General features: G+C 70.8%; 26 protein-coding genes. 8 read left to right on the top strand and 18 right to left on the bottom strand.

What is annotated here, in order from left to right:
• The 3 genes from QSK31_RS46345 to QSK31_RS46335 form a co-directional block, all read right to left on the bottom strand.
• Positions 1–212 (bottom strand): hypothetical protein (locus tag QSK31_RS46345; RefSeq protein WP_285691547.1); only part of this gene is annotated, 212 nt, incomplete at its 3' end.
• Positions 213–430: 218 nt separating this feature from the next.
• Positions 431–577 (bottom strand): hypothetical protein, encoded by a 147-nt coding sequence (locus QSK31_RS46340; RefSeq protein ID WP_285691545.1) that lies wholly within the window; start codon positions 575–577, stop codon positions 431–433.
• Positions 578–587: 10 nt separating this feature from the next.
• Complete coding sequence (locus tag QSK31_RS46335; protein ID WP_285691544.1) at positions 588–2,090, bottom strand: serine/threonine-protein kinase; 1,503 nt, start codon at positions 2,088–2,090, stop codon at positions 588–590.
• A gap of 132 nt (positions 2,091–2,222) precedes the next feature.
• On the opposite strand from QSK31_RS46335, the gene QSK31_RS46330 reads away from it, so the two are divergent.
• The gene (locus QSK31_RS46330) at positions 2,223–3,047 is read left to right on the top strand and encodes an EamA family transporter (protein WP_285691542.1); all 825 of its coding nucleotides are present in this window, start codon (positions 2,223–2,225) and stop codon (positions 3,045–3,047) included.
• Here QSK31_RS46330 and QSK31_RS46325 read toward each other — a convergent pair.
• Together QSK31_RS46325 and QSK31_RS46320 are read right to left on the bottom strand one after the other, a co-directional pair.
• Positions 3,019–3,366 (bottom strand): nuclear transport factor 2 family protein, encoded by a 348-nt coding sequence (locus tag QSK31_RS46325; RefSeq protein ID WP_285691550.1) that lies wholly within the window; start codon positions 3,364–3,366, stop codon positions 3,019–3,021. The two genes, QSK31_RS46330 and QSK31_RS46325, sit on opposite strands and share 29 nt — an antisense overlap.
• Positions 3,367–3,435: 69 nt before the next feature.
• Positions 3,436–3,852 carry a phosphotransferase gene (locus QSK31_RS46320; protein ID WP_285691540.1) on the bottom strand — a complete coding sequence of 139 codons (417 nt, stop codon included), beginning with the start codon at positions 3,850–3,852 and terminating at the stop codon, positions 3,436–3,438.
• Between the two features lie 209 nt (positions 3,853–4,061).
• On the opposite strand from QSK31_RS46320, the gene QSK31_RS46315 reads away from it, so the two are divergent.
• On the top strand, positions 4,062–5,207 hold the full coding sequence (locus tag QSK31_RS46315; RefSeq protein ID WP_285691539.1) for a sensor histidine kinase: 1,146 nt from the start codon (positions 4,062–4,064) through the stop codon (positions 5,205–5,207).
• The gene (locus tag QSK31_RS46310; RefSeq protein WP_285691538.1) at positions 5,204–5,863 is read left to right on the top strand and encodes a response regulator; all 660 of its coding nucleotides are present in this window, start codon (positions 5,204–5,206) and stop codon (positions 5,861–5,863) included. Before QSK31_RS46315 ends, QSK31_RS46310 begins: the two co-directional genes overlap by 4 nt.
• 114 nt (positions 5,864–5,977) lie before the next feature.
• Here QSK31_RS46310 and QSK31_RS46305 read toward each other — a convergent pair whose 3' ends face one another.
• Positions 5,978–6,631, bottom strand: coding sequence for a TetR family transcriptional regulator (locus tag QSK31_RS46305; protein ID WP_285691537.1), 654 nt, complete (start codon positions 6,629–6,631; stop codon positions 5,978–5,980).
• Between the two features lie 98 nt (positions 6,632–6,729).
• On the opposite strand from QSK31_RS46305, the gene QSK31_RS46300 reads away from it, so the two are divergent.
• Together QSK31_RS46300 and QSK31_RS46295 are read left to right on the top strand one after the other, a co-directional pair.
• On the top strand, positions 6,730–7,710 hold the full coding sequence (locus QSK31_RS46300) for a quinone oxidoreductase family protein (protein ID WP_285691536.1): 981 nt from the start codon (positions 6,730–6,732) through the stop codon (positions 7,708–7,710).
• A 90-nt stretch (positions 7,711–7,800) separates the two neighbouring features.
• On the top strand, positions 7,801–9,399 hold the full coding sequence (locus QSK31_RS46295; protein WP_285691535.1) for a CocE/NonD family hydrolase: 1,599 nt from the start codon (positions 7,801–7,803) through the stop codon (positions 9,397–9,399).
• A gap of 317 nt (positions 9,400–9,716) precedes the next feature.
• On the opposite strand, the gene QSK31_RS46290 is transcribed toward QSK31_RS46295, so the two are convergent.
• The 8 genes from QSK31_RS46290 to QSK31_RS46255 all read right to left on the bottom strand — a co-directional run bounded on the left by QSK31_RS46290 (position 9,717) and on the right by QSK31_RS46255 (position 14,664).
• Positions 9,717–10,064: a thioredoxin family protein gene (locus QSK31_RS46290; protein ID WP_285691534.1), complete on the bottom strand. Its 348-nt coding sequence runs from the start codon at positions 10,062–10,064 to the stop codon at positions 9,717–9,719.
• Positions 10,061–10,378: a hypothetical protein gene (locus tag QSK31_RS46285; RefSeq protein ID WP_285691533.1), complete on the bottom strand. Its 318-nt coding sequence runs from the start codon at positions 10,376–10,378 to the stop codon at positions 10,061–10,063. The genes QSK31_RS46290 and QSK31_RS46285 overlap by 4 nt, the downstream gene beginning before the upstream one ends.
• Positions 10,368–11,126, bottom strand: a complete 759-nt coding sequence (locus QSK31_RS46280; protein WP_285691531.1) for a hypothetical protein — start codon at positions 11,124–11,126, stop codon at positions 10,368–10,370. The genes QSK31_RS46285 and QSK31_RS46280 overlap by 11 nt, the downstream gene beginning before the upstream one ends.
• Positions 11,127–11,143: 17 nt before the next feature.
• A complete protein-coding gene (locus tag QSK31_RS46275) occupies positions 11,144–11,719 on the bottom strand; it encodes a GH-E family nuclease (RefSeq protein WP_285691530.1) in 576 nt (191 codons plus the stop codon).
• A 116-nt stretch (positions 11,720–11,835) separates the two neighbouring features.
• Entirely contained in the window at positions 11,836–12,537 is a 702-nt protein-coding gene (locus QSK31_RS46270; RefSeq protein WP_285691529.1) for a WXG100 family type VII secretion target, read from the bottom strand.
• A gap of 5 nt (positions 12,538–12,542) precedes the next feature.
• Positions 12,543–12,851: a type VII secretion target gene (locus QSK31_RS46265; protein WP_285691528.1), complete on the bottom strand. Its 309-nt coding sequence runs from the start codon at positions 12,849–12,851 to the stop codon at positions 12,543–12,545.
• A gap of 4 nt (positions 12,852–12,855) precedes the next feature.
• A complete protein-coding gene (locus QSK31_RS46260; RefSeq protein WP_285691527.1) occupies positions 12,856–13,290 on the bottom strand; it encodes a YbaB/EbfC family nucleoid-associated protein in 435 nt (144 codons plus the stop codon).
• 327 nt (positions 13,291–13,617) lie between these two features.
• Complete coding sequence (locus tag QSK31_RS46255) at positions 13,618–14,664, bottom strand: alpha/beta fold hydrolase (RefSeq protein WP_285691526.1); 1,047 nt, start codon at positions 14,662–14,664, stop codon at positions 13,618–13,620.
• A 9-nt stretch (positions 14,665–14,673) separates the two neighbouring features.
• On the opposite strand from QSK31_RS46255, the gene QSK31_RS46250 reads away from it, so the two are divergent.
• Positions 14,674–15,567 carry a helix-turn-helix transcriptional regulator gene (locus QSK31_RS46250; RefSeq protein WP_285691525.1) on the top strand — a complete coding sequence of 298 codons (894 nt, stop codon included), beginning with the start codon at positions 14,674–14,676 and terminating at the stop codon, positions 15,565–15,567.
• Between the two features lie 91 nt (positions 15,568–15,658).
• On the opposite strand, the gene QSK31_RS46245 is transcribed toward QSK31_RS46250, so the two are convergent.
• Genes QSK31_RS46245 through QSK31_RS46235 form a run of 3 tightly spaced genes read right to left on the bottom strand, consistent with a single transcriptional unit; the run spans position 15,659 to position 17,602 of the window.
• A complete protein-coding gene (locus QSK31_RS46245; RefSeq protein ID WP_285691524.1) occupies positions 15,659–16,939 on the bottom strand; it encodes a GNAT family N-acetyltransferase in 1,281 nt (426 codons plus the stop codon).
• On the bottom strand, positions 16,936–17,073 hold the full coding sequence (locus QSK31_RS46240; RefSeq protein WP_285691523.1) for a hypothetical protein: 138 nt from the start codon (positions 17,071–17,073) through the stop codon (positions 16,936–16,938). The genes QSK31_RS46245 and QSK31_RS46240 overlap by 4 nt, the downstream gene beginning before the upstream one ends.
• 10 nt (positions 17,074–17,083) lie before the next feature.
• Positions 17,084–17,602 (bottom strand): GNAT family N-acetyltransferase, encoded by a 519-nt coding sequence (locus tag QSK31_RS46235; protein WP_285691522.1) that lies wholly within the window; start codon positions 17,600–17,602, stop codon positions 17,084–17,086.
• An 81-nt stretch (positions 17,603–17,683) separates the two neighbouring features.
• Between QSK31_RS46235 and QSK31_RS46230 the strand changes: the two genes are divergently transcribed.
• The gene (locus QSK31_RS46230) at positions 17,684–18,379 is read left to right on the top strand and encodes an ABC transporter ATP-binding protein (RefSeq protein ID WP_285691521.1); all 696 of its coding nucleotides are present in this window, start codon (positions 17,684–17,686) and stop codon (positions 18,377–18,379) included.
• A 339-nt stretch (positions 18,380–18,718) separates the two neighbouring features.
• On the opposite strand, the gene QSK31_RS46225 is transcribed toward QSK31_RS46230, so the two are convergent.
• On the bottom strand, positions 18,719–19,639 hold the full coding sequence (locus QSK31_RS46225; RefSeq protein WP_285691520.1) for a phosphotransferase: 921 nt from the start codon (positions 19,637–19,639) through the stop codon (positions 18,719–18,721).
• A gap of 144 nt (positions 19,640–19,783) precedes the next feature.
• On the opposite strand from QSK31_RS46225, the gene QSK31_RS46220 reads away from it, so the two are divergent.
• Positions 19,784–20,011, top strand: a complete 228-nt coding sequence (locus QSK31_RS46220; RefSeq protein ID WP_285691519.1) for a hypothetical protein — start codon at positions 19,784–19,786, stop codon at positions 20,009–20,011.
• Positions 20,012–20,131: the final 120 nt, after the last annotated feature.

The raw sequence follows: 20,131 nt of genomic DNA, 5'->3' as shown, positions 1-20,131 counted from the left end.
GGCGCCGCCAAGGCAGAGGTGTCGACGGCCGTCGCCGGAGCGGAGATGGCGGCAGGCGTCGCCGGAGCGGAGGCGCCGACAGGTGTCGCGGGAGCGGTGGTGCGGCGCTGAGCCAGCATCGCGGAGAGCGCCCGGTTGCCGACGGCCGACTGGATGCGCTGCGCCGTCGACACGCTGACCGGTCGCGCTGCCGGTGGACGACGCACCTCCACCGGTGTCTCGGTTGTCGGCCCGCCGCTCGGCTGAGGCGGGCGTGCTGCCGAGAGCTCCGGGTCTCGCTCCTGATCTGCCTCCCGCATGGCCGTGTTCGCTCTCCCCGAGTCCGCTCCGGACTCCAGCGTCAGACCAGGCCGGAGCGAGCGGCAGTCCCGGGAGAACCGGTGCGGAGGCAGACGCGGTTGCCCTTTCGGGCACCGATCGTCGCGGGCGGTCAGGCCTGGTCGATGCGGGCTTTCAGCCAGATCGCCGCGTCCTCGGCGTCGGCCACCAGCGTCCGGAGCTCGGCGTCGGACATCGCGGCGAGCGTCGTGGAGAGCCGGGCATGTCGTTCCACGCGCTCCTCGAGGTCGTCTCGCACGCACCAGACCCTACGGCCGCCGGTGCGGCGGCGGGTGGACCGGTGGGAGCTTGAACCTCGTCCGGGGCGGGTGCGGTCGCGCCTTCTGCTTGGTCTTGGTCACCTTCGGCTTGGGCTTCGGCGTTGCCACCTTCTGACGAGCCGTGGTCATCGTGGCCGGCACGCCCTGCACGGAGAGCTCCGACCGGCAGGCGACGTCGTTCAGCGTGAACGACTGCGGGAGCGTGGCTGTCGCGCCGTGCGAGGTGCGGAACGTCGTCGTCACCGGCTTGCCCGGGGGGAGCGAGCGCCCCCGAGCCTGGAGGACGTCTCCGGTCTGCCGCCACCCGGCGTCGGATCCGCGGGCCAGCCGCTGGTCGCCGGGGAGCCGGAACGCGAGGGTCCAGGCGCCGATGGCCGCCGGGGCGGTGTTGGCCACGGTCACGGTCGAGGTCGAGTCGCCGGTGGCGAGCAGCCGCGTCACGAAGGTCACCCGGCAGGTCAGCGCCGCCGGTTTCACCTGATCGGCGGCGGCGGGTTCCTGACGGGCAGTGGACGGCCAGAGGACCAGGCCCACCGTCACGATCGCGACGAACAAGGCGCTGCCCGCGGCCACCAGGTGCCGCATCGGCCCGTCCACGATCCGCCGGACCACCGGGACCGGCACCGACCGGGTGGACACCGGCTCGGTCGGGGTCTCCGCCGCGCGGTTCCTGCTCTGATCGGCGCTCAGGCTGGTCAGCAGGGTCAGCGCGGGCAGGCCGGCGGCCTTGCGGAGGATCCGGGCGGCGGCGACCGCGGGCGGCCGGTCCGACGGGTTCTTGGCCAGGCACCGCCGGATCAGATCGACGACCTCGGCGGGCAGGTCCGCCACGGCGGGCAGCGCGGCCGGGTCGCGGTACCGGTGGGCGATCAGCATCTGCGTGGTGGTCGACGCGTTCCACGGCAGCCGCCCCGCGAGCATCAGGTAGAGCAGCAGACCGAGCGCGTACACGTCGGTCGCGGGCCGGACCATCCCGCTGCTCAGCCGTTCCGGCGCGAGGTAGGCCGGCGTGCCGAAGATCCGCCCGGCGACGGTGTCCAGGTCGCCGACCGCGGCGGAGATGCCGAAGTCGACCAGCTTGACCCCGTCCGCCGCCACCATCACGTTGGCGGGCTTGACGTCGCGGTGCACGACGCCGCGGTCGTGTGCGGCCGCCAGCGCCGCCGCGACCTGGGCGCCGACCAGCATGGCAAGCCGCCAGGGGAGCGGTCCCGCGCTGAGCAGCGCGCTCAGCGGCCGTCCTTCCACGAGCTCCATGACGACGTACGGCATGGGCACGCCGTTGACCCCGGTCTCGCCGTAGTCGTACACCTCGACCACGTTGTCGTGCCGCAGCCCCGCAGCGGCACGAGCCTCGGCATACAGCCGGTGGAGTGACGCCGGGTCCGCCGACACGTCGGCCGACAGCACCTTCACCGCCACCTCGCGCCCGAGCAACTCGTCCTCGGCCCGCCACACCACCGACATCCCGCCGCTACCGAGCGGCTCCATCAACCGATAACGTCCGCCGATCGTCTGGCCACGCTCCACGTGCGACCGATGCCCGCCCGAGCGGGTCGGCAAACGCATGCATCGGTACAGCTTCGTACCAGGTGAATCGGCGGCTCACCTACGGTCGAGGCGATGCCACTCCTCGTGTTGTTGTCGGTCGCCTGCTCGCAGGTCGGCGGCGCGATCGCCCGCACGATGTTCGACGACCTCGGGCCGTCCGGCGTGCTTCTGCTGCGCCTGGCCGTCGCCGCCCCGATCCTGGCGGTCGTCGCGCGTCCGCGGGTGCGGTCCTGGACGGCCTCGGCGTGGTGGTCGGTGGCCCTGCTGGGCGTCTTCGCCGCGGGCCTCAACATGCTGAGCTATCTGGCGTTGAGCATCGCGTCCCAGGGCATCGTGGTGACCGCGTCGTTCGTCGGCCCGCTGGTGTTGTCGCTGGTGCAGACCCGGCGCCCGGCCGACCTGCTCTGGGCGCTGCTGGCCGGGACGGGTGTCGCGCTGCTCGGCCTTCGCGTCGGGACGGACATCCCGCTCGCGGGTCTGGCGCTGGCGCTCGCGGCCGGCGCGTGCGGGGCCGGTTACATCATGTTCGCGGCCCGGGTCGGTCAGGCAGTGCCCGGTCTCGGCGGCCTGGCGGTGACGTTCGCCGTCGGCACGCTGATGGTCCTGCCGTTCGGCGCGTCCGGGGCCGCCTCGGTGCTCCACCACCCGAGCCTGATCCCCGGGGTGGTCGCGGTCGCGGTGCTGTCCTCGGTCGTGCCGTACGCCCTCGAACTGATCACCCTGCGCCACCTGTCCACGCGCGTCTTCGGTGTGCTCATGAGCCTGCAACCGGCCGCCGCGGCCATCGCCGGACTGCTCATCCTGAACCAGCACCTCGGCCCGGTCCCGATCGCGGCCCTGGTGCTCGTCACCGCGGCCGGCGTCGGTGTCACCCGGCGCCGCTCCCGAGAGAACTGAACTGCAGGGCGGCGAGCCGCCAGCCGTCCGCCTGCTCCACCCAGACCTGACTGAACCTGACATTCAGAGCCATGGTCTGGCCGTTCCAGGTGGCTTCGCCGTGCTGCACGCCCCGGACGATCGCGCTCCGGTCGTAGCGCCGGACGGTGATCTCGCTGGTCCGCAGGCTGAGGAACCGGAACTCGGCGTGCATGGCGATCCACCGCGCCTTGTCCAGAACGAAGCCCTGCTCGCCGATGGATTGGAAGTCGCCGGTGAGCATGCGCTCGTGCCAGCCGGTGTCGGACCGTAGCTCGGCGTCGTCGAACTCGCGCTGCAGCCGGAGGATCAGGTTGTCGTCGATGGCCGGAGCCTATCGGCTGAGGCCGAGGCGGTGCGGAGCCAGGCGTCAGGCCGCGACCCGCAGGGCGGCGGTGACGTGGCCGGCGCGCTCGACCAGTTCGTCGATCCACGTCATCGACTCCGGCACCACGTGGATGCCCTCCTCGAGCACCCACCGCAGCGCCCGCAGGGTCCACACCGTGCCGCCGAGGGCCAGCTGCCACTCCAGGTCGGCCACCGGCGCGGTCTCGGCCGCGTACGCGGCGACGATCGCGTCCGTCGGCCCGCCGACCAGCCCGGCGTCGCGGACCAGGCCGTACAGGTCGCTGAGGTGGGCGCCGACCTGCGCGGACGACCAGTCGACCGCGCACGGCCCGGCGTCGGTCAGCACGATGTTCTTCGACTCGAAGTCGCCGTGGACGATCGTCTCCGGGACGGTCTCGGCCAGCCGGCGCATGTTCGGCGGCAGGCTCGTCGGCGGCACAGGCCGTGATCAGCGGCAGGGTCATGGCCATGAGGGCGGCGCCGGTCAGCAAAGGTCTCATGAGCCATGACCCTCGCCCAGCCGCTGATTGGTCGGCAATCCGCCTGGAGAAGGCAAAGTGGACTACTCCCGACAGACCAATGTGGCACGCGCGGGCTACTACAGGTGGACGATGCCGAGTGCGGCCGGCCCTGCCTACTATCACGGCCATGGCCCTGGCTTGGCTGAAGCGGCACCCGATCGCCGAGGACGCGCTCCTCGCGCTGGTGCTCCTCGTCGCGGGAGTCGGCATGCTCGTGGTCGACGACCCCGGACGCCCGCGCGTCGGGCCCTGGGACGTCCCGGTGTTCCTGCTGGCGCTGGCCGCCGTGGTGCTGCGCCGCCGCTTCCCCGTCGTCGCGCTGGCCTGGACGGTCGCGCTGGCGCTCGGCCTGACCGTCCTGCAGCGCTCCGAGAACCCGGTGGTCACCGGCGTGATCGCCCTGCTGGTCTACACCTGCACGACCAGCGTCGGCCGCCGCGCCGCCTGGGTCCTCGCCGGGGTCGTCGCCGCCGTCCTGCTCACGAGCCAGCTGGTCTGGGCCCGTGCCGCCGGCGACGCTCTCGGCTCCATCGCGTGGGTAGGGGTGGGCGCGGCGATCGGCGACGCCACCCGCAGCCGCCGCGCCTACATCGCCGAGGTGGAGGAACGCGCCCGCGCGGCCGAGCAGTCGCGCGAGGAGGAGGCCCGGCTGCGGGTCGCCCACGAACGGGTACGCATAGCGCGCGAACTGCACGACGTCGTGGCCCACCACATCGCCGCGATCAAGGTCCAGGCCAGCGGTGCGCGGAACATCTTGACGCACCGGCCCGAGCAGGTGGCCCCGGCGCTGGAGAACATCAGCCGGCTGTCCGACACCGTGCTCAGGGAGATGACATCGGTGATCGGGCTGCTGCGGCAGACGGCCCGGCGCGACAGCCTGGTCGTCGAGCCGACGCCGGGCCTGGCGCAGCTGACCGGGTTGCTGGACGACTTCGGCGCGACCGGGTTGCGGGTCGATCATCACCAGACGGGTACGCCGCGCGAGTTGCCGGTGCTGGCCGACCTGGCGGCGTACCGGATCATCCAGGAGGGGCTGACCAACGCGCGGAAGCACGGCGACGGGGCCGTCCGGCTGACCGTCGCCTACCACGGCGGTGGGGTCACTGTGGACATCGCCAACACGATCGGCGGACAGGGCGCGGCCGGCGGTTCCGGCTTCGGCATCCTCGGGATGAGCGAACGCGTCGCCGCCAACGGTGGCGTCTTCCGCGCCGGCCCGTCCCGCGACGGGGGCTTCGCCGTGCATGCCGAGCTCTCGGCGCCACCCCGATGATCCGGCTGGTGCTCGCCGACGATCAGGCCCTGATCCGGGCCGGGTTCCGGATGTTCGTCGACCTCGAACCCGACATCGAGGTGGTCGGCGAGGCCTGCACCGGGCGCGAGGCGATCGATGTGGCCCGGGCGGAGCGGGCGGACGTCGTACTCATGGATCTGCGCATGCCCCAGATGGATGGCCTGGAAGCGACCCGCCGGATCGCCCAGGACGCGGCCCTGGCCGCCGTCCGCGTGCTGGTCCTGACCACCTTCGAGGATGACGACAACGTGCTGCTGGCGCTGCGCGCGGGCGCCAGCGGCTTCCTCGGCAAGCACGTCGAGCCCGCCGAACTGGTCACCGCGATCCGGGTGGTGGCCGACGGTGACGCGTTGCTCTCGCCGGCCGCGACCAAGGGCCTGATCAGGCACTTGCTGGATCAGCCGGCGGCGAGCGCGCTGCCCGCGGCGCCCGAGCTGGGCGGGCTGACCAACCGCGAGCGGGAGGTCCTGGCCCTGGTGTCGCAGGGCATGTCGAACGAGCAGATCGCCGAGCGGCTCTACCTGTCGCCGCTGACCGTCAAGTCACACCTCGCTCGCACGATGTCCAAGCTCGGTGCCCGCGACCGCGCCCAACTCGTCGTCATCGCCTATCAGACCGGCCTGGTGCGCGCCTGACGTCCACCGGCGGGCAGGCGTACCTCGAACCGGCAGCCGCCGGCCAAGGTCTGCCGCTTCAGTGGTGTTCGGCTCCGCCGGTGAGGATCGAGGACCCGCGGACGCCCACCGGTGTCAGGTGGCGGGGAGGGTCTCGGTCAGCCCGACGGCGGTGGACTGGAGCAACAGCCGCAGGCGGGGCTGGAAGTCGAGGGCGACGTGGCCCCAGTCCGGCACCTGCTCGTACAGCGCCGCGAGGGTCGGCGTGGGGTGTGACACCTGCCAGAAGCTGGCGGCGAACGCGAGGGTGGCGGCGATCAGGGCCTGGACCTGCTCGACGGTCATGCTGCTCGCGCGGTGCAGCGCGGCCACGATCCGGTCGTAGGCGGCGAACGAGTTCGTCTTGTACTGCCGGGCCCGCTCGATGTCGACGTCGCCCTCGAGGCTCAGCGTGACGTGGGTCAGCAGGTCGCAGAACACCGGCAGGGACGCGATGGTGTCGGCCAGCACCGTCGCGACGTCTTGGGGCGTCAGCCCGCTCTCCTCGGCCTTGTCGGTGATCGCGGTGCTCCACTGTCGCCAGCCTCGTTCGGCCAGCTCGAGGAGTAGTTCCTCCTTGCTGGCGTAGTAGCGCCGGACGCCGGTGCGGTGCAGGCCGGCTCGCTCCGTGACGGGCGCCAGGGTGACGAACCGTACGCCGCCCCGCTCGAGGGCGATCGCCTCGGCCGCCACCAGGAGGTCCTCGGAGCGGCGGTGTTTGTCGTCGGTCGATCGAGCCCGCTGGCGCATGAATCCACTCTAACGCACCTTGCGATGCGTTAGAGCGTCAGGCTAGGCTGTCGGCACTTAACGCATCACAGAGTGCGTTAAATTTCGAGGGAGTCACGGTGAAGGCAGTTCAGGTCACCCAGTTCGGACAACCGCACGTGCTGGCGCTCACCGAGCTGCCGGACCCGGAGCCCGGCCCCGGCCAGGTCGCGATCGACGTGACCCACGCGGCGGTCGGGCTGATCGACGTCTACCTGCGGCAAGGGCTGTACGAGGGGGTGCCGGGCCTGCCGCAGCCGCCGTACGTGCCCGGTCTCGAGGTCGCCGGCACGGTCCGGGCGCTCGGTGCGGGGGTCACCGATCTGGCGATCGGCGAGCAGGTGGTCACCCTGTCGGCCTCGGCCACCGGCGGGTACGCGTCGGTGTACGTCAGCGACCGGGCGCGGGTGCTGTCGACACAGGCCCACGATCTCGACCCGGCTCTCGCGGTCGCCGTCGTGCCCAACGCGCTCATGGCCCACGTCGCCCTCACCGGCCCGATCCAGCTGCATCCGGGCGACCGGGTCCTGGTCCACGGCGCGTTCGGCGGCCTCGCGGCAGCGTTCCCCGGCATCGCCAAGCAGCTCGGTGCTACCCGGGTGGTCGGCACCGTGCGCGGCGAGCGGCTGGCCGGGGCCGGAGCCGGCCGGCTTCCGTACGACCGGATCGTCGACTCAGCCACCATGCCGACCGCCCTCGGTGACGAGAAGTTCGACGTGATCGTCGACCCGGTCGGCGGCCAGGTCCGCACCGACAGCCTGGGCCTGCTCGCCCCGGGTGGCCGGCTGCTGCTGGTCGGCAACGCCGGCGGTGACTGGCAGCACGGCGTCGACGGCAACCGGGTCTGGCAGGGCAACTTCGTCGTGGCGGGCTTCAACGCCGGCGGATATCTGCCGGCGCACCCGCAGGCTGTGCCGGCGGCTGCGGCCGCCGCGCTGACGGCCGCCGCCTCCGGCCTGGCCGACACCGAGATCGAGTTGCTGCCGCTCGCCGACGCCGCGACCGCTCACGAGCGCCTGGAGAACCACACCGCCCGAGGCCGCGTCGTCCTCGTCCCGTAAGACCCGCTTTTCATCGAACAGGAGACCCCCGTGAGGACACGCCCCAGGCACAATGTCGCCACGAAACTGGCCGGTCGGCTCGGAGAACGGATGTTGAAGCTTCCGCCGGCCGTCACCCGCGACGTGACCGTCGAGCGGGACATCCGCATCACCGTCGAGGACGGGGTGACCTTGCTGGCCGACCATTGGGCGCCGGCCGCCTCATCCGGCGTGCCGCTGGAGCAGTTGCCGACGGTGGTGGTGCGCACCGCGTACGGGCCGGGTGGTCCGCTGGGCTGGATGTACGGGCGGGCCATCGCCGAGCGTGGCCTGCACGTGCTGATGGTGCGCAGCCGTGGCACCTTCGGCTCCGGCGGCGGCAGCTTCCTGGCCATGCGCCACGAGCGTGCGGACGGCCTGGCCACCCTGCGCTGGCTGGCGGGGCAGCCGTGGGGCCAGGGTGGCGTGGTGCTGGCCGGCTCCAGCTACTTCGGCTACACCACGTGGGCGGTCGCGGCCGAGGCGCCGGTACAGGTCAAGGCGATGGTTCCGCACATCACCTCGTCGCGGCTGGCCCTGGGCCTGCTGCGTCCCGGCCGGTTCGAGCTGGACACGCTGACCAACTGGGTGTGGAACACCGAGACGCAGGAACGGCCGCGGGCGTTGCTGCGGTCCATGCTGGGCCTGGACCGCAAGCGGGTCGCCGCGGCGATGACCACCCTGCCCCTGACGGAGGTCGACAAGGCGCTGCTCGGCCACCGGTCGCCGTTCTTCCAGGAGACCTTGCGTCACGACCAGGACGATCCGTACTGGAAGGACGAGGACCACAGCGGCACCGTCGCCGACGTGACGGTCCCGGTCAGCTCGGTCACCGGCTGGTACGACATCTTCCTGACCGACCAGTTGCGCGACTTCCAGGCGCTGGCCGCCGCCGGCCGTGACCCCCGGCTGACGGTCGGCCCGTGGTGGCACGCCGACCCGGCGGGCATGGGCGCGGCTGTCGGGGAGGTGGCCGGCTGGGGCGCCGCGCTCGCCCGCGGCGAGCAACCGCCCGGGCAGGCTCCGGTCCGGCTGTTCGTGATGGGCGCGAAGCAGTGGCGCGACTTCGACCAGTGGCCGCCGGCCGGCTACTCGCAGCAGCGCTGGCATCTGCGTTCCGGCGGTCGGCTGGCCCGCGACGTGAATCCGGCCTCGCCGCCGACTGCCTTCACCTACGACCCGGACGACCCGACCCCGTCGCTGGGCGGGCCGAAGCTGGACGCGAACGCGCCGGGCCCGAGGGACAACCGGCCGCTGGAGAAGCGGGCCGACGTGCTGACGTTCACGTCACCGGTGCTGGAGGCCGACCTGGAGGTGATCGGCGAGGTCGCGGCGCAGGTGTGGCTGCGCGCCGATCGGCCCAGCTGTGACCTGTTCGTGCGGCTGTGCGACGTCGACGAACGCGGCCGGTCGATCAACGTCAGCGACGACCTGGTCACCGTCCGGCCCGACGGCATCACCGAGGTGACCGTCCAGCTGTCACCGACCGCGTACGTCTTCCGCCGCGGCCACCGCTTGCGCGTCCAGGTGTCCGCCGGTGCGTTCCCCCGGTTCGCCCGCAACCTCGGCGGTGGCGAGCCCGTCGCGACGGCCACGACCTCCCACGTCACGACCATCCAGATCCTGCACGACGGCGCCCACCCCTCCGCCGTCCTGCTGCCGGCGAGATAGCTCCGTCGGATCGTTCTCTCCTGGCCCCGTGCGCCATCGCACCCGCTCATCATCGCGGGTCGGCAACCGCCGAGCAGGCAACGGTTACGGGTGTGCAGCCGCCCGGTGCCTGCTCGACGAGGGCGTCCCGGTCAGCGCCGGACACCGGACGGTGAACCATCGCTGCTCGTGTTCGTCCGAACGGCCATGCGCATTGCCCTCCGTATCGTCCTGTCCGTCGTCGTTCTGCTGCTGGTCGCGGTGAGGGCGTTGTGGGTCTGGCCGCTGGACAGTGACGACTTCCGGCCGGCGGCCAAGCAGCTGGACGAGCCATCTGGCTATCGGCTGAAAGCCTCGTCGATCTCGTCGAGGAGTCTGGCGGCGGGTCGTACGCCGAGCAGGACGCGCTGCATGACACCGCGGTGGAACAGGACCATGGTGGGGATCTGGGTGATTCCCCACCGGTCGGTGGTCTGGGGGTTGGTGGCGGCGTCGATGATGGCGACGCGCAGGTGTTCGGGTCGTTGCTGGGCCACGTCGGTGAGGATCGGGCGCAGGGCTTGGCTGGTGCTGTCGGGATATTTGAGGAAGGCGAGCAGGACGGGGACGGGGCTGTCGATGACCCGGGCGACGTAGGAGGCGTCGGTGACCGGCATGACGGCGCCGGCGTACGGGTCGTCGGTCATTGCTGGTCCTCGGTGCGTTGCCATTCGAAGGCGGTGCGCCAGCGGTTGTCGTCGTTGAGGTAGCTGAGGAAGGCGTCGAGGACCGCGGCGCGGGGTTGCGGGTGCGCGGTCTCGTAGGCCTTGTCGGGGCCGCCGTCGCGGTAGCCGACGTCGAGGTCGCCGGAGTCGAGGGCGTAGGCCTGGATGTAGTGGTGCGGTCGGCGGTCGAGGACGGCGAAGCGGGGGCCGGTGCTGCTCAGCTTCGTGAAGGCGACGTGGATGTCGTCGGTGGTGGCGTCCGGGATGGGGCTGTCGTATTCGACCTCAAGATTCATCGTCGACGCCCTTGAACAGGAACTGCTGGGCGTAGCCGATCAGTTCGGTCATGTCCACCGACCGTGAGTCGTCGCCGGCGGCCAGCCGCAGCCCGTCCTGCCAGAAGGCGCGGCGCTGCTTGTTCTGGAAGTTTTCGAAGTCGATCCAGGCGCCCTCGGAGTTCTCCAGGTTGCGGAGCTCGGTGATGAGTTTGTCCGGCCAGGCCAGGCCGAGTTCGGTGCCGACGCTGCCGCCGCGGGTGCGGGGGTTGTCGTAGCGCATCCGCAGCCACGGGGTGGCCAGGCGGGCGAGGTCGGCGACCTCGAGCATGCGGTCGAAGCGGTCCTCGGCCTCGGACTGGGTTTCGCGGCCGCTGAACTCGCACCGGTAGGCGGGGAACACCGCGTAGGTGACCTCGTTGAGTTCGGGGTGCTTGAGTTCGTGGTAACGGTGCACGGCGGGGATCGTCGCGGCGACGACGTCGAAATGCGCCTGCGACTGCGGCGGCGGGGTCCAGCCTTCGAGCACGGCGAACGGTGCGGCGGACAGCACCTGCGGGCTGTGCTCGCGGGCGTACGACAGGACGCTGACGGCCATGCCGGTGTCGAGTTCGCCCTTGACGTTGATCTGGACGGCGTGTGCCTTGTCGGTGGTCAGCGCGAGCGCGTAGGAGAACATTCGGCCGGTCGACCAGGTCCAGCTGTCGTCGAGTCCGTCCAGGGGCCGCGCTCCGCCGAAGCCTTGCACGACGGCTGCGATATCAGTCACGACAATCCCATTCCGCTTTAATCATTGCTGGAGTCATTGCTGTATCCCGGCCCGGTATCCTGAATGTATCGATCCTGCATGAGCGAGCCGCCTCGGGAATTGTCCGGGCGTGACATCGGCGAAAGGTTCGACGGGTCATTGTACCAGTCATTTCTTTCGCTTCGTGAGGTGAAACGTCCCTCGTCGTTCCAATGCTGGACGACGGGCCGGTGGTGTTCATAAGTCAATTGGTCGGCCGGGACCGGGCGTCCCCGGCTGTCGTACCAGGTGAGCTGATCGCGGGGAATGCGTTCGCCGGTGGCGGGGTCGCGAGGCGGCCCGCCGGCTACCTGTCCTTCCTCGGTGTAGCGGGTGGTCATGGAGTCGTGGGTGGGCTGGCGGTAGCCGGACGGGTATTCGGTGTCGCGGTTGTGGGAGTTCGGTGGCGCGGTCGGGTCGGTCGCCCACCGCCCGTCCGGACCTTGCAGGCGGCCGTTGGGTGCGTACCGGTAACCCGCGGGCAGGGGCTGGCCGGTGACGGTGCTGGCCACCGGGTCGGCGGTGCGGGCGCCGGCGTTGGTGTTCACCCGCCCGGCGGTGAAGGCCGCCTGCACGGCGGTGTGCCCGCCGTCGACGTCGCCGGCGTGGCTGCCGCCGGGTCTGCGCCGGGGTGCGCTGCCCCCGTCGTCGGCTCCGCCGGATCGTCCGCGGCTTCTCGGCATTCCCCTGCTCAGCTCCCCATCAGCGCTTTCAGGTTGGTGAGGCTGGTGATCAGGGCGGTGGTGTAGCCGAGGATCCGCCCGGCCCACTTCACGACCGCGGAGGCGATCTGCGCTGCCACCACCGGGATGGTGACGACGAAGATGGCTTCGGCGGCCCAGACGATCACCCGGGCGACCAGGTCGCAGATCAGGTCGCGGACGATGTCGCGGGTGAACGACACCAGGTTCCCGGCGCCCCGGGTGGCCGAGGACATGGTCGCGGCGAGCACGCTCAGCCCGCCGAGCCCGTCGACGTTGTTGGCCATCAGGCTGTGGTAGGCGTCGGCGGCGGAGCCGGACCAGTCGGGCAGGTCGGCGGCGAGGTCGGCCTGCAGGTCCTCGGCCATGGTCTGCAAGGCGCCGGCCATGTTGTTCCAGGTCTCGGCGTGCGCGATGACCATGTCGGGGATCCCGGCGAGCTTGTCCAAGACCTGGCGCAGTGGTTCGAAGTGTTCCATCGCCCAGCCGAGCCCGTTGGACAGCAGCGCGCTGAACGGGTCGAGCACGGTGGCGGCGGCTTCCAGGGCGAAGGCGCCGCCGGCCAAAGCGCCGTCGACCCAGGAGCCGCCGTTGACCGACTGCTGCAGGCCTTGGAACCCGTCGACCAGCGACATGCCCGTCGTGCCAGTACGCGACGAGGTCGCGGCCGCGACCAGCGAATGATCAGGCACGGTCGCTACCTCGCCCCGCCCGAGCGGCGGATCCGCTCGGAGGCGTCGGTGTCGGTGGCCTCGTAGTCGTTGGCGGTCGGTGCCTCCGCCGCTAGTGTCAGGTTCTCCTCGACGTAGCTGTACAGCGTGTCCTGCCGCCGGTGACGGGCCTCGAGAATCCCGGCGATCCAGCCGCAGAGCAGCCCGTACGCGGCGTCGTTCTGCCCGATCGCTGCGCTGGCGCTCTTGATCGCGCCGAGCTGGTCGCGTACTGCCTGCACGTGTGCCGCGTGCCGGCGCAGCTGTGCCGCGTCGACGTTGAAGGACTCGGCCATCGGATCAGTGCCTTCCGATGCCCGGCGTGGTTTCTCCCGGCGGGCCGGGCTCCGGCTCGGGCGGCTCGAGCAGTTGCTGCATCCGGTCGGCGATGGTCCGCGCCGACAGCGAGTCGGGCCCCATCGTCTCCACCGCGATCTCCCGGGACTGGGCAGCGGCTTTCACCCGCGCATCGCGCAGCGCGGCCATCACCGCCCGCGACACGACCTCCGGGGCGAACTGGTGGATGCGGTCGGTGAGCTTCAGCTCCACCAGCAGGCCGGAGGCGTCGATCGTCACCTCGGCCAGCCGGTTGCCGTCCTCGGCGCTCACCCGCAACTGCCCGATCCGGTCACTCATGGCCTGGGTGTTCGCCGCCTGCTGATCGACGCGGTCCTTCCAGGAGCGCAGGTACTCGCGGGAGGCGTCCGGATCCAGAAACGCATCGCCATCCGACATGTCCGACACCGCAACTCCCCCCGGTTTGGTGGTCGGGAGTGTAACAACGACATTCATGACCGTCCGCCCTGCTCAAGTGGCAGCTCGAGGTGCTGGCGCCACTTCGATCGATCAATCCGGCACGGTGCGGGTGTGGGACCCCGACACCGGCGCCCAGACCGGCCCTGTTCTGATCGGCCACGCCGGAGTGGTTACTTCAAATGCGGCGCCGCATTTGAAGTAAGGTCTCGACCCGGCCGCCGATATCGGCCAAGCTACGTAGCGGCAATAGATAGCCGGGCAGAACCGGGCGTCAGCGGACCGCGAAGCGGATCTCCTGCAGGAATGCTAGGTGGCATCCCGCTGGTCCAGCCACGTCAGAATCGCCTCGGTCGTTTCCTCAGGCTTCTCCTGCTGGATCCAATGACCGCAGTCCAGACTGACCACTTCCACATTCGGCACGAATTCCGTCAGTCTTTCAGACCTCGCCACCGTGTCGTGGTTGCCATAGATCATGAGGGTCGGCTGTCGGATGATCGGGTCCACGTCCGCCAGCAACCGCCAGTTGCGGTCCAGGTTTCGGTACCAGTTGATTCCGCCCGTGAACCCTGTTGATGCGAAGGCGGAGACGAAGACGGCCAGTTCGCTGTCGCTCATGACGGGCTCGCCGAGTGGGGTTTCCGCTCGGGCGAGGTTGATCAACGCATTGCCCGGCTGAGGCTCTGCGGGGGGCACGTTCTTGCGGTACAGGTTCCGAAGGAACTGGAACGTGTTCTCCTCGAACACGGCGTCCGCGACGCTCGGCTGCCGGTTGAAGTGGACGAAGTAGAAGTCGCTGCCGAGCACGGCTTCCATGCCCTCGATCCAGGGCACTTCTCCGCGTTCGAGGTACGGCAGGCTCAGGTTGATCACCTTGTTGACCCGGTCCGGGTGCAACAGGGTCAGGCCCCAGACGACGGCTGCACCCCAATCATGACCGACGAAGGTGGCACCGTCGTATCCGTAGTGATCGAGCAGTGCGACGAGGTCACCCGACAGGTGTGCGATGTCGTAGCCGGTGACTTCGGCCGGGCGCGACGAGTTGCCGTAACCCCGCTGGTTCGGGACGATGACGTGGTATCCCGCTGCCGCGAGGGCGGGCACCTGATGCCGCCAGGAGAAGGCGTGCTCCGGCCAGCCGTGACAGAGCACGATGGGGTTCCCCGCGTTCTGCCGGCCTGCTTCGAAGACTTCGAGTTCCACACCGTTGACCGGAATGCGGGTGGGCTCGGGAAAATCGATTGTCATGCCGGCATCTTGTCGACCAATACCGGTCACCTCCTGACCGGTTTTGCTGGAAGTGTTTTGGGAGTGCGAGCCGACCGGTTGATGGCCATCCTCCTTCTGCTGCAACATCGCGAGCAGGTGACAGCAGCGGAGGTCGCCCAGGAGTTGGAGATCTCCGAGCGCACCGCCCGCCGCGACCTCGACGCCCTAGGCATGGCCGGCGTGCCGGTGTACTCCGTGCAGGGCCGTGGCGGCGGCTGGCGCCTCGTGGGCGGCGCGCGCACCGACCTGTCCGGGCTGACCGCGGGCGAGGCCCGCGCCCTGTTCCTGGTCGCCGGCCCTGCCTCGTCGGTGACGCCGGCCGTGAAAGCAGCACTGCGCAAGCTCGTCCACGCGTTGCCGGAACCGTTCCGGGCGCAGGCCGAGGCGGCAGCATCGTCGCTCGTCATAGACCCGCAACGATGGGGCTCGACCCGGGTCGAGCCCCGACCGCCCCGCTTCCTCGACGAGCTCCAGGACGCCGTGATCCGCGGCGTCCAGGTCCGGCTCGGCTACGTCGACCGCGAACACACCGAAACCGAGCGAACCGTCCACCCGCTCGGCATCGTCGCCAAAGGCCCGTCGTGGTACCTCGTCGCCACCACCGAGGCCGGTCGGCGAACCTTCCGGATCGACCGCGTGTCGTCCGTCGACCCGACCGGCGATCCCGTGCACCGGCCCGATGACTTCGACCTTGGCGAGAGCTGGCGCGCGATCGCCGACGAGGTCGACCGCAAGCGAACACCCCTCGAAGCCCGGGCGGTGTGCGCGCCCCACGGGATAGGCGTGCTCCGGATGGGGTTCGGCGGTCGGCTCGAGGTGGGAGGTTCCACGACCGACGGCCGTATCGAGGTCGTGATCCGCGGCAACGACGAATACATCCTCGCCGGCGAGCTTGCCGGGCTGATCGAATGGATCGAGGTGACCGGCCCTCCGGGTGTGCGGGACCACCTGGCCTCGATCGGTAACGCGCTCGTCGAGCGATACGGCTGAGACCGGCACGGACGTCGTACCCGATGACCTCGGTCTTCGCTCTGCCGTTAGGCGATGGTGCAGGCCTCCGCGCGCCGCGGGGTGGGCGGGGTCAGGTTCGTGGCCAGACCCGGACCGGCATCCTCGGGAACGCGGCGGTCAGGAACTGTTCGGTCAGGCGGTCGCGGAGAACGCAGTCGGGCCAGATGTCGAGCACCTCGGACACGGTGCGATGACCGAGGGCCAGCTGGAGCAGCGCGCCTGGTGGGATGGCGGCATGGGTCGCGGGGTCCATGGAGGGATTGACGGCTCCGCGCGTGGCGGTCACCGAGGTCAGCTCACCGTCGGTGAACTCGAGGCGGGCGGCGCGGCCGTAGCTGTCGATGGTTATGGTGGGCGCGGGCCAGCGCATGCCGGCTGCTTGCCATCGGGCGTGCAGCAGCGGCCGCAGCCGGGCGAGCAGTCCGGCCGGGTCGCCGGTCCGCAGGTACCAGCTGCGAGGCCGGCGCGGCACGCCGGGCGGGCCGAACCTGACGAGCGGGTGGTCCGGGCCGAGCAAGGGCCGCATCGCTGAGGCCTCGTGATGCCGGCAGAGTTCGCCGAGATAGGCGTACATGGAGTTCGCAGCGTGGGGCCAGTCCGCGTGCACATCGCAGGCGGCCGCGACGACGATCAGCTCGCCGGTGGCTGAAGGCCTGCCGCCGTGCACCAGATATCCCCGCACGACTGAGCCGCGAAGCAGGACGGCGACCTCGCGGCGGGCGATGTCGGCGGGGCGGCGGCCGGTGATCTCGTACCGCCAGACCGTCGCGTCTCGCGGGCAGAAGAGCGTGTCGCCGTCGGCGAGCCGCCGGTCGACGGCGGCGAGGGTGTCCGCGTCGGCCGCGGTGGCAGGACGCATCATCAGCTCGCCGGCCGGGCCGGCGGGCACCGGCATGGGAAGCGTCGCGGCGCCGTCGGCGACCAGCGCGTAGTCGTAGCCGAGGCGCCGGTAGAAGTACGGGATGCCCTCGATCATCTGCAGGGGCACGCCGCTGGTGTCGCACGTCTGGTGCAGGGCGGCGAAGAGTCGTTCGGTGAGCCGGTTCCCGCGGTGTTCGGGTGCGGTGCCGACCAGTTCGATCTGGACGATCGGCAGCCGTACGCCGGCCAGGCTCCACTCCTGCCGCAGCGCGGCCAGGCTGGCGACCGGACGCCCGGTGGCCTCGTGCTCGGCGACCAGGAAGTTGTCGGGCGTGACCGTGGGGTGGCCGTCCAGCAGGTCCTCGGTCCAGGCGGCGATCCCGGGATGGGGCTGCCCGCCGGTCAGCGTCTGGAGCTGGACCTCCGCCTGCAGCCGGGCGAGATCAGCGGCGTCGGCGATGCGGCCGGGCCGGATGAGGTAACCCGTCATGCCTGCCCCGGGATGTCGCCGGCGAGGAGAGCGCGCTGGGCGGCGTCGAAGCCCGGGCGCAGGTTGTTCCAGAAGATCGAGTGCAGCACGTGCCCGGACACGTAGGGCATGTCCGGAAGCGTGTAGACGGTCATCGTCAACCCTTCATCTGCTGTGGTTGCGGCCTGGCGAGACGAACAGCACGAGCGTGCTGTCGACGCCGGGCCGTGGTGGCACCTGCTGCCAGCCGGCGCGGCGGTAGAACGCGACCGCGCCGGGTGCCCGCGCCGAGGTCAGGAGCCAGGCGTGGTCCTCGCCGATCAGTGCGGTGAGCAGCCGTACGCCGAGGCCGGTGCCCTGCGCGGAGGGCCGCACCGCCAGTTCGTCGACCACCAGCGCACCGGCCAGCAGGTCATTGACCCGGTCGGGGCCGAGGTGGTCGACAACTCGCGGGTAGGCGCGAGTCGTCGGCAGCGGCAGCGTGGTGCGCCAAGCCGTGGCGAAGCCGTCGTCCGCGATCACCGCCCGGAAGTCCGGCTCGGCCATGTCGTCGGCGAGCCTGCGCCGGAAGGCCGCCACGTCGTCCGGGCCCTCGTTCCACGGCTCGGTGCCGAAAGCCTCGGCGTAGACGCCGGCGAGGTGATCGACGTCGGTGAGCACCTCACGCCCTCGCACCGTACGCATGACCCCAGACCTTATTGCAAAGAACTTGCAATTGCGAGATCATGGCGACAATGATCCGCCGAGCGTGAGGTGATCTCCTCGATGCCCACTCGACGTCTGCTCGCCACCTTTGCCGCCACCGCATTGCTGCTGGGCGCCTGCTCCGATCCGTCCACCACCGAGCGCACCGCTGCCGGCAGCACGATCGTCCTCGCGACCGCCGGGGAGCCGGACACGCTGCGCGGGCCCTCCGGCAGCGGCAAGTCGACCCTGGTCCGGGTCCTCGCGCTGCAGCACCCTCCCGACGCCGGGCACATCACGCTCGACGGGGCGCAGATCGACGGCGTCAGGCACCGGGTACGAGCGAGCACACGTACCCGGATCGGGGTCCTGTTCCAAAGCCCGCGCGCCGCCGGCGACCCGCGGCTGACCCTCACCGACCTGATCGCCGAACCCCTACGCGCCACCAGGCATCCCCGTGACCGGATTGATGCCCGGGTCGGCGAGCTGGCCGAACGTGTCGGTCTCACACCGGATCTCCTCGGCCGGCGCCCGCACGCGGTCAGTGATGGACAGCTCCAGCGCGCCTGCCTCGCCCGGGCGCTCGTGCACCGCCCGGGCTATCTGCTGTGCGATGAAGCCACCACCATGCTCGACGCGTCCACCCAGGCCCACGTCGCTGCCGTGATCACCGACGACCAGCGGCAGCGCGACGTCGGCGTGCTCGTGGTCTCCCACGACGCCACCCTGCTCACACGCTGGGCGGATCGAGTGGTTGACCTGGGCGCCTCTGTGTAGCCGCGCCGCGGACGCCCGGCGGCACTGGACAGCCTGACTCCGTCTGCCGGGCAACGACCTGAATGACAGGATCGCGAGACCGGTCATGATCAATCACGATGTCCACCGCGTGCCGTTCCAGCCGCACCCGTTCCAGCCGCGCCCGGTGCCGGACACAACCGAACGGGCCGTCCAGCGCCGTATCGACCTCGACCACGGTCGTCGGCTTGGTAGCCATCGACCAACGGACTCCGAGTAGCGACTCTCTCTGCGGGTTGACGCCGCGGAGATCGGCTTCCGTGAAGTCATGCCTGGCGATGTCGAGATTTCGGGTGGTCGAGGTCCTGCTGGCCGGCCTCCTCACGAAGCGCTGAGGTTGCCCAGCGACTCGACGAGGTTGTCCCAGGTCTCCAGGTCGTCCTCGGTGTCCCCGTGCGGTGCCGCGAACCACGCCAGCCCTTCCGCGATCTCGCTGAGGTCCCACCGCAGCCGATAGAGCTCGAGCGCATCGGCCCGCAACACCACCCCGGTGGCGGCCGTGTAGGCCTCCTGCATCCCGTCCAGCTGCCAGACGTCCCGCTCGGGCGGCGCGACCATGGCCGTCTCCCAGTCGATGAGCAGCCACCGCCCACCGGCCCGCATCGTGTTGCCCGGGTGCGGCTCCCCGTGCGTGAGCACCATCTCCGGCGGCGACGAGCGGACACCGTCGACCAGCGAGCCGTACCGGGCCGTGGCCGCGGAAACCGGGCTCAGGTCAAGCTTGGCCACCCGAGGCCCATAAGGTCCGGCTTCCGGACGCACCGGACCGCCGGCCGGAATCGCATAGTCATCCGCACGGGCCAGGTCCCGGACGGAGGCCGGCGCCGCGTGAACGGCCACCACGAGGTCGAGCATCGCCGCGCGATGGGAATCCGAGTAGTCGTCCCACCCGAAGCTCTCACCCTCGACATGCGGGTAGACCGTCACCGCATAGAACTCCCCGACGCGCACCACAGGCGCCCCGACCGGCGCCACGACGAAGTCGCATCCGGAGTCCCGCAGGGCAGTAGCCGCGGTGAGCGAGGCCAGCAACTGGTCGAAGCCACCCAACTGGTCGAAGCCACCCTTGCGTAGATCGACCACCGAGACGAACCACCGCCTGCCGCCGGCGTCGACGACCGCCCAGTGATGCGCCCCGAAGCCGACCGCCCGATAGTCCAGCGTCGCGGCGGTCAGCGACCAGCCGGCGGCGAGGGCGTCGCGCACCACCGGCTCGGGCAGGTCATCGGGCGGAGTCAGCACAGGCTCACGATAGGACCCCCGGCAACCGGATTTCAGCCGGAGGCGTCGGCTTGTTCTGCGCCGCCGCAGCGATTGCACCCGACAAACTCGAGATCTGACGACAACCCTGACGCTGTTCTGACACGCGTGCCGAAGGATGGGCCCGTGCGAATCGGAACCCTGTGCGTCGTGGCCGGTGCGACGCTGCTCATCCCTCTGCTCGCCGGTTGCGGTGAGCCGGCCGGGAGCGAGACGCCCGCCGTCGCGACCCTGCAATCGGCGCCCGCGGTGTCGGCGTCCGCGCCGGCGGCCCAGCGGGAGCGACCGGTGCTCGGCCCGGACGACGCCAAGGCGGAGTACGATGCGGCCGAGTCCAAGCGGAACTGCCAGTAATCGGCCGGGTCGTCAAGGATCAGAGGCAGCCCCGGCCCCGCGGCCTCGAGCGGGACGGCGACCCACCTCGGCCTCCCGGCCGGCCTCCCGGGCGCAGATGTGGACCATCTCGGCCATGGT

Origin of the sequence: Actinoplanes sp. NBRC 103695, assembly GCF_030269485.1 — a bacterium.
In the GTDB taxonomy this organism is placed as follows: domain Bacteria; phylum Actinomycetota; class Actinomycetes; order Mycobacteriales; family Micromonosporaceae; genus Actinoplanes.
This window is presented reverse-complemented; position numbering and strand designations above follow the sequence as displayed.